15 protein-coding genes are annotated in these 16,809 nt (G+C 66.4%); 9 read left to right on the top strand and 6 right to left on the bottom strand.

The genetic code is table 11. The features are described 5' to 3' along the window. Window positions 1-309 precede the first annotated feature (309 nt). Window positions 310-1,221 (top strand): hydroxymethylbilane synthase, encoded by a 912-nt coding sequence (hemC, locus tag AB839_RS14480; RefSeq protein WP_061479896.1) that lies wholly within the window; start codon window positions 310-312, stop codon window positions 1,219-1,221. A 128-nt stretch (window positions 1,222-1,349) separates the two neighbouring features. On the opposite strand, the gene AB839_RS14475 is transcribed toward hemC, so the two are convergent. Both AB839_RS14475 and AB839_RS14470 read right to left on the bottom strand, forming a co-directional pair. Continuing rightward, window positions 1,350-2,126 carry a DUF481 domain-containing protein gene (locus AB839_RS14475; RefSeq protein ID WP_049413237.1) on the bottom strand — a complete coding sequence of 259 codons (777 nt, stop codon included), beginning with the start codon at window positions 2,124-2,126 and terminating at the stop codon, window positions 1,350-1,352. Window positions 2,127-2,232: 106 nt separating this feature from the next. Next, window positions 2,233-2,835 carry a hypothetical protein gene (locus AB839_RS14470; protein ID WP_061479895.1) on the bottom strand — a complete coding sequence of 201 codons (603 nt, stop codon included), beginning with the start codon at window positions 2,833-2,835 and terminating at the stop codon, window positions 2,233-2,235. 80 nt (window positions 2,836-2,915) lie between these two features. Between AB839_RS14470 and AB839_RS14465 the strand changes: the two genes are divergently transcribed. Together AB839_RS14465 and AB839_RS14460 are read left to right on the top strand one after the other, a co-directional pair. Then, complete coding sequence (locus tag AB839_RS14465; protein ID WP_061479894.1) at window positions 2,916-3,887, top strand: YafY family protein; 972 nt, start codon at window positions 2,916-2,918, stop codon at window positions 3,885-3,887. Between the two features lie 26 nt (window positions 3,888-3,913). Then, window positions 3,914-4,708: a MetQ/NlpA family ABC transporter substrate-binding protein gene (locus tag AB839_RS14460; protein WP_061479893.1), complete on the top strand. Its 795-nt coding sequence runs from the start codon at window positions 3,914-3,916 to the stop codon at window positions 4,706-4,708. A 176-nt stretch (window positions 4,709-4,884) separates the two neighbouring features. On the opposite strand, the gene glpK is transcribed toward AB839_RS14460, so the two are convergent. The 3 genes from glpK to AB839_RS14445 all read right to left on the bottom strand — a co-directional run bounded on the left by glpK (window position 4,885) and on the right by AB839_RS14445 (window position 8,794). Continuing rightward, window positions 4,885-6,384 carry a glycerol kinase GlpK gene (gene glpK / locus AB839_RS14455; protein ID WP_061479892.1) on the bottom strand — a complete coding sequence of 500 codons (1,500 nt, stop codon included), beginning with the start codon at window positions 6,382-6,384 and terminating at the stop codon, window positions 4,885-4,887. A 102-nt stretch (window positions 6,385-6,486) separates the two neighbouring features. Further along, the gene (gene glpD, locus AB839_RS14450) at window positions 6,487-7,971 is read right to left on the bottom strand and encodes a glycerol-3-phosphate dehydrogenase (RefSeq protein ID WP_061479891.1); all 1,485 of its coding nucleotides are present in this window, start codon (window positions 7,969-7,971) and stop codon (window positions 6,487-6,489) included. Between the two features lie 187 nt (window positions 7,972-8,158). Further along, a complete protein-coding gene (locus AB839_RS14445) occupies window positions 8,159-8,794 on the bottom strand; it encodes an OmpW family outer membrane protein (protein WP_005419535.1) in 636 nt (211 codons plus the stop codon). Between the two features lie 186 nt (window positions 8,795-8,980). On the opposite strand from AB839_RS14445, the gene AB839_RS14440 reads away from it, so the two are divergent. The 3 genes from AB839_RS14440 to lpdA all read left to right on the top strand — a co-directional run bounded on the left by AB839_RS14440 (window position 8,981) and on the right by lpdA (window position 13,285). Continuing rightward, window positions 8,981-9,496: a DNA-deoxyinosine glycosylase gene (locus tag AB839_RS14440; protein ID WP_061479890.1), complete on the top strand. Its 516-nt coding sequence runs from the start codon at window positions 8,981-8,983 to the stop codon at window positions 9,494-9,496. A 167-nt stretch (window positions 9,497-9,663) separates the two neighbouring features. Next, window positions 9,664-11,370 carry a dihydrolipoyllysine-residue acetyltransferase gene (gene aceF, locus AB839_RS14435; protein ID WP_061479889.1) on the top strand — a complete coding sequence of 569 codons (1,707 nt, stop codon included), beginning with the start codon at window positions 9,664-9,666 and terminating at the stop codon, window positions 11,368-11,370. Between the two features lie 106 nt (window positions 11,371-11,476). Then, window positions 11,477-13,285 (top strand): dihydrolipoyl dehydrogenase, encoded by a 1,809-nt coding sequence (lpdA, locus tag AB839_RS14430; protein WP_049411122.1) that lies wholly within the window; start codon window positions 11,477-11,479, stop codon window positions 13,283-13,285. A 642-nt stretch (window positions 13,286-13,927) separates the two neighbouring features. Here the strand turns inward: lpdA and AB839_RS14425 are convergent. Then, window positions 13,928-14,746 (bottom strand): hypothetical protein, encoded by an 819-nt coding sequence (locus tag AB839_RS14425; protein WP_061479888.1) that lies wholly within the window; start codon window positions 14,744-14,746, stop codon window positions 13,928-13,930. Between the two features lie 456 nt (window positions 14,747-15,202). Here AB839_RS14425 and AB839_RS14420 point away from each other — a divergent pair, with 456 nt between their 5' ends. From AB839_RS14420 to atpE, 3 genes are all read left to right on the top strand, one after another. After that, window positions 15,203-15,568: a hypothetical protein gene (locus AB839_RS14420; RefSeq protein WP_014648497.1), complete on the top strand. Its 366-nt coding sequence runs from the start codon at window positions 15,203-15,205 to the stop codon at window positions 15,566-15,568. A 31-nt stretch (window positions 15,569-15,599) separates the two neighbouring features. After that, window positions 15,600-16,400 (top strand): F0F1 ATP synthase subunit A, encoded by an 801-nt coding sequence (gene atpB, locus AB839_RS14415; RefSeq protein WP_005411134.1) that lies wholly within the window; start codon window positions 15,600-15,602, stop codon window positions 16,398-16,400. Window positions 16,401-16,473: 73 nt separating this feature from the next. Continuing rightward, window positions 16,474-16,779: a F0F1 ATP synthase subunit C gene (gene atpE / locus AB839_RS14410; protein WP_005411133.1), complete on the top strand. Its 306-nt coding sequence runs from the start codon at window positions 16,474-16,476 to the stop codon at window positions 16,777-16,779. Window positions 16,780-16,809 lie beyond the last annotated feature (30 nt).

The following is a 16,809-nucleotide window of genomic DNA, read 5'->3' as shown; positions in this document are numbered from 1 at the left end:
CAGATCCCTTTTCCTGCGGAAAAGGGATCTGACCCCGGAAGCCGCCGGCTGTTGCTTTTGCTTCTGCTCCTTTCTTTTGATCTTCCGTGGCTGGCGCACACGGAAACTGTCAGAGGCCGGGCGGGATGGGCTGCGCAGGGGCGTGAGCCGCATGGATGCGGCGACCGAGCTTACATGGACGTACTTGCAGCGGCCCCTGCGCAGTTCATCCCGCCCGGCCAAGCACGGCTGTTGCTTTCACGCCCCCCAGCCAGCCACGAGGGGCTCCGCCGTTGGCCGTATCCGCGCCGAAGGCGCGATAATGACCGGATGGAAACTGTCCGCATCGCTACCCGCAAGAGCCCGCTCGCCCTCTGGCAGAGCGAACACGTCGCCGACCGCCTGCGCCAGGCCCACCCCGGCCTGCACGTGGAACTGGTGCCGATGAGCACCCGCGGTGACGAGGTGCTGGACCGCTCGCTGGCCGCCATCGGTGGCAAGGGCCTGTTCCTGAAGGAACTGGAGCTGGCCATGCTGCGGGGCGAGGCCGACTGCGCCGTGCACTCGCTGAAGGATGTGCCGATGGAACTGGACGCGCCCTTCGCGCTGCCGGCGATGCTGACCCGGCACGACCCGGCCGATGGTTTCGTCTCCAACCTGTACGCCTCGCTGGACGCGCTGCCGATCGGCGCGCGGGTCGGCACCTCGTCGCTGCGCCGCCAGGCCCAGCTGCGCGCGCTGCGCCCGGACCTGGAACTGCTGGACCTGCGCGGCAACGTCAATACTCGCCTGGCCAAGCTCGACAACGGTGGCTACGACGCCATCGTGCTGGCGGTGGCCGGCCTCGAGCGCCTGGGCCTGGGCGAGCGCATCGTCGCGCGCCTGCAACCGCCGCAGTGGCTGCCAGCGCCGGCGCAGGGCGCGGTGGCGGTAGAGTGCGACGGAGGCAACACGCGCCTGATGGCGCTGTTCGCCACGCTTGATGACGCCGCCACGCGCGCTTGCGTGGAAGCCGAGCGGGCCATGAACCGCGCGCTGCATGGCAGCTGCCACGTGCCGGTGGCGGCGATCGCGCAGTGGCAGGGCGACGACCTGCACCTGCAGGGCTTGGTCGGCAGCGCCAGTGATGGCCGCGCCGTGCGCGCCGAAGCGGTGGGCCCGGCCCGCGATCCGGAAGCGCTGGGCCAGCAGGTGGCGAAGCTGCTGCTGGACGATGGTGCTGGCGAACTGCTGAACGTCTGAGCCCCGATGTCTGTAGAGCCGAGCCATGCTCGGCTGCTCTTCGCCGGGAAAATCCCGGGCTTCGCGCTCAAGTCGAGCATGGCTAGACTCTACAAAAACGAAACGGGCGCCCTGGGCGCCCGTTCTGCTTATTTGAACTTGTAGACCACGTTCATCGTGGTCAGCGTATCGGTCTTGCGCTTGTCGACAGCGACGTCGCTGTTGTAACGCGCCTGCCAGCCGGCCTTCAGCGCCAGGTGCTCGTTCATGCTCACCGAGACACCGAAGTCATTCTGGCCGAAGGTGTTGTACGAACCGGACTCGACCAGCAGCGTGTTCACCAGGTCGGTGTTGTCGGTCAGCGAGTACTTCAGGTCGAACAGGCCACGGCCGATCATGCCGGTACGGGTGCGGTCATCCTCGGTGCTGTGGGTACGGCGCACGCCGGGGCCGATCTGCGCGTCGAACGAAAAGCGCTCGGTGTTCCACAGGCGGGTGCCGTAACCCAGACCGAACGAGCTCTGGCGGTCGTAGGTGGCGAAGTCGTCGCGCTCGGTACGCACCGTGGCCGTCAGCTGGCGGTGCTCGCCCAGCTGCAGCGCGCTGCCCGCACTGCCGGTGTAGCGGTTGGCGGTGGTGTTGCTGCGGCGGGTGGTGGTGCCGTCGTCATTGGTCTCGGTCACCTTGGAGCTGGAGCGCAGGCCGAACAGGTCCATGCTGTGCACCCAGTCGCCGTCGGTGTAGCGCAGGCGCAGGCGGCCGTTGAAGCTCTCGGTGCTGCTGTTGCCGCGTGCCGAGGCAAAGCCGAGCTCGCCGCCGCTGCCACTCCACGGCGAGGACATCGCCGCCAGTTCGGAGGCATCCTGCGCGTATGCGAGCGGCGCACACAGCAGCAGGGGGATCAGCAGGGACACGCGCAGGGACATCGAGGCTTCTCCGGAACGGTTAACAGCCGGTGATGATACTGGAAGCGTGATGGCGGTCCGAATCGATCCAAAGCGTGCTTCAGCGAACGTTGCCGCGATCGCCTATTCAGGGCAGATCGACACGCAATGCGGGGTCGTTGAAGCGCGAATAGCGCAGGCGCAGCTGGAAGCTGCGGCCATTGCTGCTGCCGCTGCGCACGATCTGGCGTGGCAGGCCCTGGGCATCCACCCAGTACTCCAGGCGTTCGCCGGGCTGGCTGCTGCGCAGCCGGTAGTGACGGGTCTCGACCCCGTCCAGCGCCTGGCTGCCGAGGTCTTCGGCCTTCAGGTCGGCGGGCAGGGCGTCGGCGGGCAGCGGGTTGCGCCACTGCTCGAGCAGGCCGGGCGGGGCCGGCACCTGGCGGATCGCACCGTCGGCCTGCAGGAACAGGGTGTCGCCGATGATGGTCTGCGGCCCGGCCGGGGTCTCCACCCGGAAACGGTCGGGTGCAACGAAGTCCATGGCGCTGCGTACCCGCTGCGGCGCGCCCAGCACCTCCAGTTCGGCGTGGAAGCTGCGCAGGGCGGCGAAACGCTGGCTGGCGCCCAGCACCGCCTGTGCCGGATCGGCGGCGGGTACCGGGGCCCCGGTGCCCGCCGGCGCCGGCGCGCGATCGCAGGCGGCCAGCAGCAGGCAGGCCAGCAGGGACAGGGCAGGCAACCGGCGCATCGGGCATTCCATGGGGTGGGGGCGATCACGATAGCCCAAACGTTCCACACAAGACCCGCGACTCGGACATAATCGGGGGTATGGACCGATACGAACGCATCACCGCCCTGCATCGTCTGCTCAAGTCCGCGCGCTATCCGGTGACGGTGGCGACCCTGCAGGACAAGCTCGGTTGTTCCCGTGCCACCGTCTATCGCGACCTGGCCTTCCTGCGCGATGCGCTGATGGCACCGATCGAGGGCGACGGCGAGGCCGGCTTCCGCTACCAGGCCGACGAGAGCGACCGCTTCGAGCTGCCCGGCCTGTGGCTCAGCTCGGAGGAGCTGCATGCCCTGCTGGCCTCGCAGCACCTGCTGGCGCGTACCGGCGGCGGCGTGCTGTCGTCGGTGCTGGCGCCGCTGCAGCAGCGCATCGAGAGCCTGCTGGCGGCGCAGGCCGGTGTTTCCAGTTGGCCGGTCGACCGCGTGCGGGTGATTCCGCACCGTGGCCGCAAGTTCGACGAAGGCAGCTTCCGCAGCGTGGCCTCGGCGGTGCTGGAGCGCCGCCAGCTGGCGTTCGAATACCGCGCCCGCTCCACCGACGAGCCGACCAAGCGCACCGTCTCGCCGCAGCGCCTGACCCATTATCGCGACAACTGGTACCTGGATGCCTGGGACCATGACCGCGAGGCGCTGCGCAGTTTCGCGGTGGACCGCATCCACAAGGCACGGGTAATCGACAATGCCGCCCGCGATGTCGCCGACAGCGAGCTGGACGAGCAGCTCGGCGCCAGCTATGGCATTTTTTCGGGTGCCCCGAAGGGCTGGGCGACCATCCTGTTCAGCGCCAAGGCTGCGCGCTGGGTGGCCGACGAGCACTGGCATTCCAAGCAGCAGGGTCGTTTCCTGGCCGATGGCCGCTACGAACTGAAGGTGCCGTACAGCGTCTCGCGAGAGTTGCTGATGGACGTGCTGCACTATGGTTCGGATGCCGAGATCATCGAGCCGATCATGCTGCGCGAGCAGGCCAAGGCGCTGCTTGAGCTGGCCCTGAGCAACTACGAAAAATCCTGACACTCCCCCCGAGAACCCCGTCCCCCATGAAGAAGACCCTGTTGCTGTCCCTGCTCGCCGCTGCGCTGGCCCTGACCGCCTGCGGCAAGTCCGGCGAGCCCTCGCAGAAGCTGGTGGTGGCCGCCACGGCCGTGCCGCATGCCGAGATCCTCGAGGTGGTCAAGCCGATCCTCAAGCAGGAAGGCGTGGACCTGGACGTGCGTGTATTCAACGACTACGTGCAGCCCAACGACCAGCTGGTGCAGAAGCAGGTGGACGCCAACTACTTCCAGACCGAGCCGTACCTGGATGCCTACAACCGCGACCGCAAGACCGACCTGGTGAAGGTGATCGGCGTGCACATCGAGCCGTTCGGTGCGTACTCGCGCAAGGTCAAGTCGCTGGCCGAGCTGCGCGACGGTGCCGACGTGGTGATCCCGAACGATCCGAGCAACAACAGCCGCGCGCTGATCCTGCTGCACAAGGCCGGCGTGATCGAACTGAAGGACCCGGCCAACGCGCTGTCGACCCAGCGTGACATCACCGCCAACCCGAAGAACCTGAAGTTCCGCGAGCTGGACTCGGCGATGCTGCCGCGCGTGCTGGACCAGGTCGATCTGGCCCTGATCAACACCAACTATGCGCTGGACGCCGGCCTCAACCCGACCAAGGATGCGCTGGCGATCGAGAGCCAGGATTCGCCGTACGTGAACTTCCTGGTCGCGCGCCCGGACAACAAGGACGACGCCCGTGTGCAGAAGCTGGCCAAGGCCCTGACCAGCCCGCAGGTGAAGGCCTTCATCGAGACCAAGTACAAGGGCGCGGTGCTGCCGGCGTTCTGATTGCGGCTGATCTGTTGATTTGAATGGTGGGTGTCGACCTTGGTCGACACTGCCTTCCCTGTAGAGCCGAGCCCATGCTCGGCTTTGCTTTTTTGCGGCGCCCCAACAACGGCAGCCGAGCATGGCTCGGCTCCACAGGGTCAACCCAGATGTCGCAGCAGGACGGGGGGGCGGTTTCAATCGACGTGGAAGGCGAGGGTAGCCGCCACGGCCTGCTGCCATCCCGCATACAGCTTCTCGCGCCGGGACACCTCCATCTGTGGCTCGAAGCGCCGGTCCAGGCCCCACTGTGCAGCGATCTGTTCGCGGCTGGACCAGAACCCGACGGCCAGGCCGGCCAGATAGGCCGCACCGAGCGCGGTGGTTTCGGTCAACCGCGGCCGCAGCAGCGGCACACCGAGGATGTCTGCCTGGAAGCCGGCCAGGAAGTCGTTGCCGATCGCACCGCCATCGGCGCGCAGCTCAGTCAGTGCGATAGCGGCATCGGACTGCATTGCATCGAGCACGTCGCGGGTCTGGTAGGCCATCGCTTCCAGCGCGGCGCGCACGAAGTGCGCCTTGCGCGTGCCACGGGTCAAGCCAAACATCGCACCGCGCACATCACTGCGCCAATAGGGCGCACCCAGGCCGACAAACGCCGGCACCAGATAGGCGCCGCCGCTGTCGGGCACCTGCGCGGCCAGTGCCTGGCTGTCGCTGGCGCGTTCGATCATGCGCAGTCCGTCGCGCAGCCACTGCACCACCGAGCCGGCGATGAAGATCGACCCTTCCAGCGCATACTCCACGCGCCCCTCCAGGCCCCAGGCAATGGTGGTCAGCAGGCCGTTGCGCGACCGCACCGCCTGCGCGCCGGTATGCATCAACATGAAGCAACCGGTGCCATAGGTGTTCTTGACCATGCCCGGCTGGAAACAGGCCTGGCCGAACAGTGCGGCCTGCTGGTCACCGGCGATGCCGGCGATCGGGATCGGGTGGTCGAAGAAGAACTGCGGCCGGGTGTGTGCGTACACCGCACTGGAGTCGCGCACCTGCGGCAGCATCGCACGCGGGATGTCGAGCAGGGCCAGCAGATCGTCATCCCAGTCCAGCGTGTGGATGTTGAACAACAGCGTGCGCGCCGCGTTGCTGTAGTCGGTCACATGCGCCTGGCCGCCGCTGAGGTTCCACACCAGCCAGCTGTCGATGGTGCCAAACAGCAGCTCGCCACGTTCGGCGCGCTGCTGCGCACCTTCCACGTGGTCAAGGATCCAGCGCACCTTGGTCGCAGAGAAATAGGCATCGATCAGCAGGCCGGTCCGCTCGCGGATCAGCGCTTCATGGCCTTCGGACTTCAGGCGTTCACAGATGGCGTGGCTCTGCCGCGATTGCCAGACGATGGCGTTGTGTATCGGCTGGCCGGTGGCACGGTCCCAGACCACGGTGGTTTCGCGCTGGTTGGTGATGCCCAGTGCGGCGATATGACGCGGGTCGATCTGCCCGCGGCTGAGCAGTTCGGTCAGCGTGGCATAGACGCTGGTGAGGATCTCGCGCGGGTCATGCTCGACCCAGCCGGGTTGCGGGAAGATCTGTGCAAACTCGCGCTGCGCGCTGCCGATGATGTCGCCGGCACGGTCGAACAGGATCGCGCGCGAACTGGTGGTGCCCTGGTCGATGGCCAGCACGTAGCGGGGCGTCATGCAGCGTCTCCGGTAGAACGGTCAGGGTAACTTACCTTTCTCTCTGTAGAGCCGAGCCATGCTCGGCTGCATTTGCACAACGCAGCCGAGCATGGCTCGGCTCTACAGAGTGGAGTGTTCGATCCACGCCTGCAGCCGTGTCACCTGCGCAGCGTCCAGCCGCAACCCCAGCTTGCTCCTTCGCCACAGCACGTCCTCGGCAGTGCGCGCCCACTCATGCTCGCGCAGAAAGGCCACTTCCCGGGCATGCAGACCGCCGCCAAACCCCTCGCCAAGATCGCGCAGGCCCCGTACCCCCTGCAGCAGTTCCGCACTGCGACTGCCATAGGCCCCGGCCCAGCGTCGCGCGATACCTGCGGGCAACCAGGGTGCCGATACCTGCAGATGCGCGCCCGCCTGCGCGGCGTCGCCCCAGTCGCTGCCTGGCAGCGGGTCTCCGTTTGCTGTCCACGCCGCTCCCATCTGCGGCAGGGCGGGCCGCAGCAGCTCCAGCGCTTCCTCGGCCAGCACCCGGTAGGTGGTCAGCTTGCCGCCCAGCACATGCAGTGCCGGTGCCGGGTCCACCTGCAGCTGCAGGCGGTAATCGCGGCTGAGTCTTGCCGCGCGCGGATCGGGATCAGCCAGCAGCGGACGGACGCCGGCGAACTGCCAGACCACATCTTCCGGCGCGATGGGTTCATGCAGGTAGCGATTGGCCGCTTCGCACAGGTACGCCACCTCTGAAGGCAGCACGCTGCAGCGCGCCGGGTCGCCGCGATAGTCGGTGTCGGTGGTGCCAACCAGCAGGTGGTCGTGGGCGAAGGGCAACAGGAACACCACGCGTCCATCGGGTTGCTGCAGCAGGCACGCGCTGTCATCGGGCCAGGGCCGGCGCAGGACGATGTGGCTGCCTTGTACCAGCCGCAGCGCGGGGCCGCCACTGCGTGCCTCCATCCGTTCCAGCAGGCCGCCGGCCCACGGCCCTGCCGCATTGGCGACGGCGCGCGCGGTCACCTGCTGCTGGCCATCGGCGGATTCCAGCACGGCCTGCCACCGGCCCTGCAAGGGCTGCAGGTCGATGCAGCGGCTGCGCACACGCACCTGTGCGCCCCGCTGCGCGGCATCCAGGGCGTTGAGCAGCACCAGTCGCGCGTCATCGACCTGCGCGTCGGCGTAGCTGAAGGCCTGCCGCAGATCCGGCGAGAGCCAGGGGCCGAGCGGATCGCGCTGAAGGTCCAGGGCGCGCGAGGCGGGAAATGCCGGGCTGCGACGGCCCAGGTGGTCATACAGCCACAGTCCCGCGCGTAGCATCCAGCGTGGGCGCAGATGGGGTTCCCACGGCAGCACAAAGCGCAATGGATGGACCAGATGGGGCGCCTGCCGGCGTACCACCTCGCGTTCGCCCAGCGCCTTGCGCACCAGCCCGAGCTCGCCCTGTTCCAGGTAGCGCAGGCCGCCGTGGATCAGCTTGCTGCTGGCGCTGGAAGTATGCGCGGCCAGGTCGTGCTGCTCGCACAGCAGCACGCGCAGGCCGCGGCCGCTGGCGTCACGGGCGATGCCGGCACCGTTGATGCCGCCACCGATCACCAGCAGGTCGACGTCGTCCATCGTGTCTCCGCGTCCTGTGTCTGTAGCCGAGCCCATGCTCGGCTGCTTTCCGGGTCAGCCGGGCAAGCTCGACTCTACAAAAAAGCAGTCGAGCATGGGCTCGACTCTACAGAACGCCGGTGACGGAAACGACGACGGGCCCCGAAGGGCCCGTCGCGTTGCATCAGTGAAGCAGGTGCAGCCCGGATCAGAAGCGGGCGCCGATGCCGAAGCCGACGGTCCACGGATCCATCTTGGCTTCGCCGATCTTCTCGCCGCCAACCTTGATGTCCGGGCGGGCGCGCATGTAGCGGGCGTCAGCACGGGCGAACCAGGTGGAGTTGATGTTCATGTCGACGCCGACGGTGCCGATCACGCCCTTGGCATCCTTGAAGCGGATGTCGGTGTCAGCGCCGTTGCCCAGCTTCTCGTTGCTGAAGCTCGACTGGTAGTAGCCGACGCCCACGAACGGACGGAACACGTTGTCAGCCTGGCCGAAGTGGTACTGGCCGCTCAGCGCGACCGGCTGCTGCTCGACCGAGCCCAGGCGCGCGTTGTTCGGGCCCTTGAACTTGTTGTCGAACTTGTCAGCGGCGCCCCACAGTTCAACGGCCCAGTTGTCGTTGATGTAGTAGCTGAAGCTGACGGTCGGCGCCGGGCCACCATCGGTCTTCTTCACGCCGGAGATCGGGTCGTTCTTCGGTTCCAGCAGCGAGATGCCGCCAACAACGGCAAAATGCTTGCCCGACGCGGTGTCGGTGCTGCTGCTGTCCTGGGCGAAAGCGGCCGGCGCGAAGGCGGCGGAGGTCAGCAGGGCGAGACTCAGGATACGGATGGAGCGCATGGGGGTATCTCCTAATGTTTCTTGTTTTGGGCCCCCGGTTGCGGGGCGAGCACACCGTAGTCGCCCCAACATGAATCGAATCCGACGCACGTTAAAAAATAGTTTTCCTTGTTCAGCGACGGGTACGGAACGCCTTTATTCATGGGGTTTCTGGCGCTCGGTGACATTCATGCAGTTGGAGAAGATGTGAGCACAGCAACGTTGTGCATCGGCCTGCAAGCGCAGGTGAACGTGGAGTGCAGGGTGCTGCTGCTGGGCTCGATGCCGGGCGTGGCGTCCCTGCAGGAGCAGCGCTATTACGCCCATCCGCGCAACCGCTTCTGGCCGCTGATGGCCGACATCTGTGGTTTCGAGGCGGATCTGGCCTACGCCGCGCGGCTGCAGGCATTGAATGCCGCGGGCATCGGTCTGTGGGATGTGATCGGTCGCTGCGAGCGTCGAGGCAGCCTGGATGCGGACATCGTGCGTGGCACGGAAGTGGCCAATGCACTGCCGGAACTGATCGCCACGTTGCCTGAGCTGACGCTGATCGGCTGCAATGGCGGTGCATCATGGCAGGCGTTCCAGCGCTGGGTGCTGCCGCAGCTGGAGGCCCCGCCACAGGTGGTTGCGTTGCCCTCGACCAGCCCGGCCAATGCGGCGTGGTCGTTGCCGCGCCTGCGCCAGGCCTGGCAGCCGGTTGCAGACGCACTGGCGACATGAAGCGGACATCGTCCGGACAATACGCTACCGACTGGTCGCGGCCGGGACCCGTGGGCAACAGCCTGTCCCGGCTGCGTGCGTACTGAAAACACCTGTAACGGTTGGCGCTGGACCCCGCTGGCCGCACAATAGACGTTTCCCTACACCAGATTGCCGGAGTTATCCCCATGGCCGAAATCAAGGAAGCACTTGTCCCCGATATCGGTGACTACAGCGATATCCCGGTAATCGAGGTGCTTGTCGCCGTCGGCGACACGGTCAAGAAGGACCAGGGCCTGGTGACGCTGGAAAGCGACAAGGCGACCATGGAAGTGCCGTCCTCGGTGGCAGGCGTGGTCAAGGAACTGAAGGTCAAGGTGGGCGACAGCCTGTCCGAAGGCAAGGTCGTGGCGCTGATCGAAGTGGCCGAAGGCGAAGCCGCCGCGCCGGCACCGGCCAAGTCCGCCGCCCCGGCTGCCGCCACCCAGAGCGCGCCGGCCCCGGCCGCTGCTGCGGCGGCCGCTCCGGCCACTCCGGCCACCAGCGGTGGCGCAGTGGAAGCGCTGGTGCCGGACATCGGCGACTACGCCGGCATCCCGGTCATCGAAGTGCTGGTCGCCGTCGGCGACACGGTCAAGAAGGACCAGGGCCTGGTCACGTTGGAAAGCGACAAGGCCACGATGGAGGTGCCGTCGTCTGTGGCCGGTGTGGTCAAGGAGATCAAGGTCAAGGTGGGCGACAACCTGTCGCAGGGCGACGTGGTTGCCATCATCGAGGCCGAAGGCGCTGCGGCGCCGGCCCCGAGCAAGGCCGCCGCTGCTGCTGCCCCGGCCGCCGCCGAAACCGCCACCAAGGTCGAGCCGGTCGCTGTGCCGGCACAGCCGGACAAGCTGGCGGCGCGCGAGATCGCCTCGGCCGGCACCCCGTCCAGCCCGCCGGTGCAGTTCAACGCCGATGGCGTGCTGCCGGCCAAGGTGCCGTACGCCACCCCGGCGGTGCGCGTGTTCGCCCGCGAGCTGGGCGTGGACCTGCTGCAGATCAACGGCACCGAGAAGGGCGGCCGCATCACCAAGGGTGACGTGCAGAAGTTCGTCAAGGCCGCGCTCAGCGGTGGTGTGCCGGCTGCCGGTGGTGCTGCCGTCGCTGCCGGCGGTGGCCTGAACCTGCTGCCGTGGCCGAAGGTCGACTTCAGCAAGTTCGGCGAGACCGAAGTCCAGCCGCTGTCGCGCATCAAGAAGATCTCCGGCGCGAACCTGGCCCGCAACTGGGCGATGATCCCGCACGTCACCCAGTTCGAACAGGCCGACATCACCGACCTGGAAGCCCTGCGCGTGGCGCTGAACAAGGAGAACGAGAAGGCCGGCATCAAGCTGACCATGCTCGCCTTCCTGATCAAGGCCAGCGCCGCGGCGCTGAAGAAGTTCCCGGAATTCAACGCCTCGCTCGATGCCAGCGGCGAAAACCTGACCCTGAAGAAGTACTTCCACATCGGCTTTGCCGCCGATACGCCGAACGGCCTGGTCGTGCCGGTCATCCGCGACGTGGACAAGAAGGGCGTGGTGCAGATCGCGCAGGAAACCGGCGAGCTGGCCAAGAAGGCGCGCGACGGCAAGCTGGGCCCGGCCGACATGAGCGGCGGCTGCTTCTCGATCAGCTCGCTGGGCGGCATTGGCGGCACCGCGTTCACTCCGATCGTCAATGCACCGGAAGTGGCCATCCTGGGCGTGTCCAAGTCCTCCATCCAGCCGGTCTGGAATGGCAAGGAGTTCGCGCCGAAGCTGATGCTGCCGCTGTCGCTGAGCTACGACCACCGCGTCATCGACGGCGCCCTGGCCGCACGCTTCACCACGTACCTGTCGCAGGTGCTGGCCGACATGCGCCGCGTGCTGCTGTAAGGCATCGCTTCGCCCCCACCGTGCGGCCGCTGCCCCTGGCGCGGCCGCGTGAACAGATGCAGTGACAGCCCGCCGGCCCTGCCGGCCGGGCACAAGGAAAACCACCATGGCCACGATTGAAGTCAAGGTTCCCGACATCGGCGATTACAGCGATGTTCCGGTGATCGAAGTGTTGGTCGCCGTCGGCGACACGGTGAAGAAGGACCAGGGCCTGGTGACCCTGGAGTCGGACAAGGCCACCCTGGAAGTGCCGTCCTCGGCGGCCGGCGTGGTCAAGGAGATCAAGGTCAAGCTGGGCGACACCTTGTCCGAAGGCGCCGTGGTCGTGGTGCTGGACGCTGAAGGCGCCGCCGATGCCCCGGCCAAGGCCGCTGCGCCGGCTCCGGCTGCGGCCGCTCCGGCCAGCAAGCCGCCGGTGACCCCCTCGCACCGCGCCCCGGCCGAGCCGGTGGCACCGAAGCCGGCGCTGTCCAGTGGCAAGCCGGCCGACATCGAATGCGAAATGGTCGTGCTGGGCTCCGGCCCGGGCGGCTACACCGCCGCCTTCCGCGCCGCCGACGTTGGCCTGGATACGGTGCTGGTCGAGCGCTACGCCAGCCTCGGCGGCGTCTGCCTCAACGTCGGTTGCATTCCGTCCAAGGCGCTGCTGCACGCCGCCGCGGTGATCGACGAAGTGGCCCACGCCGGCGATTTCGGCGTCGAGTTCGGCAAGCCGACCATCACCCTGGACAAGCTGCGCCAGTACAAGGAAAAGGTCGTCAACCAGCTGACCAAGGGCCTGGCCGGCATGGCCAAGCAGCGCAAGGTCCGCAACGTGCAGGGCGTCGGCAGGTTCATCTCGGCCAACGAACTGGAGATCACCGCCGCAGACGGCAGCACCCAGCTGCTGCGCTTCCAGAAGTGCATCATCGCCGCGGGTTCGCAGGCGGTGAAGCTGCCGAACTTCCCGTGGGACGACAAGCGCGTGATGGATTCCACCGACGCGCTGGAGCTGGCCGAAGTGCCGGGCTCGCTGCTGGTCGTCGGCGGCGGCATCATCGGCCTGGAAATGGCCACTGTGTACAGCGCACTGGGCAGCAAGGTCACCGTGGTCGAGTTCATGGACCAGCTGATGCCGGGCGCCGACAAGGACCTGGTCAAGCCGCTGGCCGACCGCCTGAAGAAGCAGGGCATCGACGTGCACCTGAAGACCAAGGCCTCGGGCGTCACTGCCGATGCCAAGGGCATCACCGTGACCTTCGAGGCGGCCGAGGAAGGCCAGGCGCCGGCGCTGGCGCAGGGCACCTTCGACCGCGTGCTGGTGGCCGTGGGCCGCTCGCCGAACGGCAAGAAGATCGATGCCGAGAAGGCCGGCGTGCAGGTCACCGACCGTGGCTTCATCCCGGTCGATCGCCAGATGCGCACCAACGTGCCGCACATCTTTGCCATCGGCGACATCGTTGGCAACCCGATGCTGGCCCACAAGGCCACGCACGAGGGCAAGCTGGCGGCTGAAGTGGCCGCTGGCCACAAGAAGGAGTGGGTGGCGCGGGTGATTCCGTCGGTGGCCTACACCAACCCGGAAATCGCCTGGGTCGGCGTCACCGAGACCGAAGCCAAGGCCAAGGGCCTGAAGGTCGGCGTGGCCAAGTTCCCGTGGGCCGCCAGCGGCCGCGCGATCGGCATCGGTCGCACCGAGGGCTTCACCAAGCTGATCTTCGACGAAGAGACCCACCGCATCATCGGCGGCGCGATCGTCGGCGTGCATGCCGGTGACCTGCTGGCCGAGATCGGCCTGGCCATCGAGATGGGCGCGGAAGCCGAGGACATCGGCCACACCATTCATGCGCACCCGACACTGAGCGAGTCGGTGGCGATGGCCTCGGAAATCTACGACGGCACGATCACCGATCTGTACATGCCGAAGAAGAAGTAAGGCGCCCGCGCCGTTCCGAACGAAAAGCCCTGGCAGTTGCCGGGGCTTTTTGTTTCTTCGTTCGACGCCGTTGCGAGCGTTCGGGCCGCTGCGCGGGTGGCAGGCATTTGGACAAATGTCCCCCGTCGCCCGCCTGCGGCGGTCGCCTCCTCCTTTACTTTGTCCAAATGCCTGCCACCCGCGCAGCGGCTCGGCTTGCGGAAAGTCGAGAGTCGGTGCTCAGGCCGCCTGGATGCATGACACGCGGAGGGAGCGGGGGCTGTGTGCGAAGTAAAGGAGGAGGCGTCGGCCTCAGGCCGGCGCCGGGGGACATTCGCACGCAGCCCCCGCTCCCTCCAGCGCTCGACCCAGCTTGCATCTGCGGCAACTGCCACCGCTCGCAGCGACTCGGCTTGCTGAAAGTAGAACCACTGCCACGGCAAAGGCCGCGTGGATGCCTGATACGCGGGGGGAGACGGGCTTGTGTGCGAAGTAAAGGAGGAGGCGTCGGCCGCAGGCCGGCGCCGGAGGACATTCGCACGCAAGCCCCTCTCCCCCCGCGCTCGACCAACCCGCTTCTGCTTGACCGTGCAAACAAAAAAGCGCGGCCCCGATGTTCCGGAGGCCGCGCCAGGAGAGAGAATGCCGTGGAAGGGGCGGGTGTCAGAACACGAAGCTGACGCCGGCCACCGGGCCCTTGAATTCCTGCTTCAGGCCGATGGTGCCGTCGCTGCCCTTCTTGTCCGCATCGAGCTTGAACCAGTCGTAGCCGGCGAACACACCGAAGTTCCTGGTGAAGCGGTAATCGACGATGGCGTTGGCGCGGCTCAGATCGCCCTTGTAGTCATCGAAGCTGCCCCAGCGCGTGTTGAGGTACTGGCCCTGCAGGGTGATCATCCACTTCTCGGACGGGGTGAAGCTCAATCGCGCACCGACCACCGGCGCCACGCCGTCGGTCTTCTCGTTGAGGAACTGGCCTTCGTACACGGTGCCCAGATCGGCGTAGGCCTTGGTGCTGACCTTGGCGTACTCGGCACCCAGCTGCAGGCCCAGGTCGAACGTATCGGTGTCCACCACCGAGTAGTCATAGACCAGGCTGGCCACCTGGTACTTCAGTTCGCCCTTGACGAAGCTGCCGGACGGCACGTTGACGTCACCGAAGGAGATGTCCTGGCCGAGGGTCTCGCGGCGATCCTTGTCGTACTTGAAATAGTTGAACAGCAGGCGCTGGCGGTTGCTGATGCGGAACATGCCGTCAATGCGCGGCTCCCACTCCTTGCCACCCAGCTTGAAGTCCTCGGAGAAGCCGATGTCCTGGCCGGCGACATTGGTCTTGCCGCGGAGCGTGTTGTCCGAGTCGATGTTCATCGCACCCAGGCGCAGGGCAAAGCGGTCGTCGCCTTCGGCGGCGTGGGCGGCGGTGGCGAACGAGGCGCCGGCGGCGAGCAGGGAGAGAGCGAGCAGGGTGGGTACGGGGCGCATCGAAGAGTCCTTGCAGTGGTTCATCAGAATGAAGACCACTGTGCCGGACAGGCCCGTCCACCATCCGTGAACGTATGGTCCACGGCATGTGCACGGTTCAGTGCTGTCGCGACGATGCAAAAAGATGGCCCCGGAGACGGGCTTCGGGGCCATCGTGGGACCTGCGGGGTGGAGCCGACGAGGATGCTGCAGGCAGGTCGAAAGATCGGACCTGCGCATCCGGCGAAAGTTCCTCGCCTGCGACCAAAGTTCAATACTGCGGTGCAGCATCATGCGGACGTCATTGTCCCCCGGGTGGTACGCAAAAATGTAACCGTTACCGCAACTTGCGGCTTCCCGGGATGAACAGGCAGCGGTTGTCTCGCAAATTGTCCCATTGCTATAATTTGGCGGCTCGATGAGGCCCCCCTGCTGTAGCCGCCTCAGCCTTCCACTTGCAACCACGCGGGACGTCCTGTGCTGAACTCCGTTGACGCGGGTCGGCGACTGATGCTGCGCGCCGCGGTCTATCCGCTGGCCGCGGTCGCTGTCCTGGCCCTGGCCTTCCTGCTGGTCGGTCCGAAATACGCCCTCGGCGCGCTGGCGTCCGGTGTGGCCATTTCGGCCGGTGGCTGGGTGGCGGCAAGGATGGCGCTGGGGGGCGGTGCGGTGGCCGCAGGATCGGCGATGGCTCGCCTGATCATTGCGATCGTGGCCAAGTGGGTCGTGGTTTTCGGCGTCCTGCTGGTGGGGTTCCTGGTCTTCAAGCTGCCTGCATTGGCGCTGTTGGCCGGTATCGCCGTCGGCTTGATGTTCCAGGTCCTGGCGATGGCCAGGCGTTGACAGAATTCAATTAACTGAAGGTTCCGGACACATGGCGGGCGAGGCTCTAACCCCTACCAGCTACATCCAGCATCACCTGCACAACCTGACCGCGCCGGTCGGCAAGGGTGAGGGTATGTTCTGGCATATCCACGTCGATACCTTCCTCACTGCGGTCCTGATGGGCCTGGTGATCGTTGTCGCGTTCTGGCTGGGCACCCGCAAGGCCACCGCCGGCGTGCCGGGCAAGTGGCAGGCCTTCGTCGAGATCTGCCTGGAGTTCGTCGACCGCCAGGCCAAGGACACCTACCACGGCAAGAGCAAGCTGGTCACGCCGATCGCCATCACCATCTTCTTCTGGATTCTGCTGATGAATCTGCTGAAGATGATCCCGGCCGATTTCATCGCCAAGCCGCTGGAATGGGCGGGCGTGCACTACTGGAAGCCGGTCCCGACCGCTGACGTCAACGCCACCCTGGGCATGGCCATCAGCGTGTTCTTCCTGATGCTGTTCTTCGCGCTCAAGTCCAAGGGCCTGGGCGGCTTCATCAAGGAATTCCTGACGGCGCCGTTCGGCAAGTGGATGATGCCGTTCAACCTGATCCTCAACATCGTCGAGTGGCTGAGCAAGCCGATCTCGCTGGCGATGCGACTGTTCGGCAACATGTTCGGCGGCGAAATCGTGTTCCTGCTGATCTGGGTGCTGGGTGGTGCCGGTTTCTTCGGTGCCATTGCCGGTGGTGTGTTCGGCCTCGGCTGGATGCTGTTCCACCTGCTGGTGATCCCGCTGCAGGCCTTCATCTTCATGATGCTGTCGATCGTGTACCTGAGCCTGTCGGAAGACGCTCACTGAGTTTCAAGCTTCAACGCGTTTCAACCTTCATCCGTTTCATCACCCTTAGCAACTTAAGTTCCTGGAGATAACCATGTACTTCGCCGTCCTGACCAACTTCGCGCAGATTCAGAGCTCCACCGCCCTTGCCGTCGGCATCATGATCGGCCTGGCCGCGCTGGGCGCCGGTCTGGGTCTGGCCATCATGGCTGGTAAGTTCCTGGAGTCGGCCGCCCGCCAGCCGGAACTGATCCCGGTCCTGCAGGTCCGCATGTTCATCACCGCCGGCCTGATCGACGCCGCGTTCATCATCTCGGTCGCCGTTGGCCTGCTGCTGGCCTTCGCCAACCCGCTGTCGGCTGCCTTCGCTGGCGCCGTCACCAAGGCTCTGGCCGGCTGATACAGCGGTTTGAGACGACCGGGTGCTGAT

This window comes from Stenotrophomonas sp. DDT-1 (assembly GCF_001580555.1).
In the GTDB taxonomy this organism is placed as follows: Bacteria; Pseudomonadota; Gammaproteobacteria; order Xanthomonadales; family Xanthomonadaceae; genus Stenotrophomonas; species Stenotrophomonas sepilia.
This window is presented reverse-complemented; position numbering and strand designations above follow the sequence as displayed.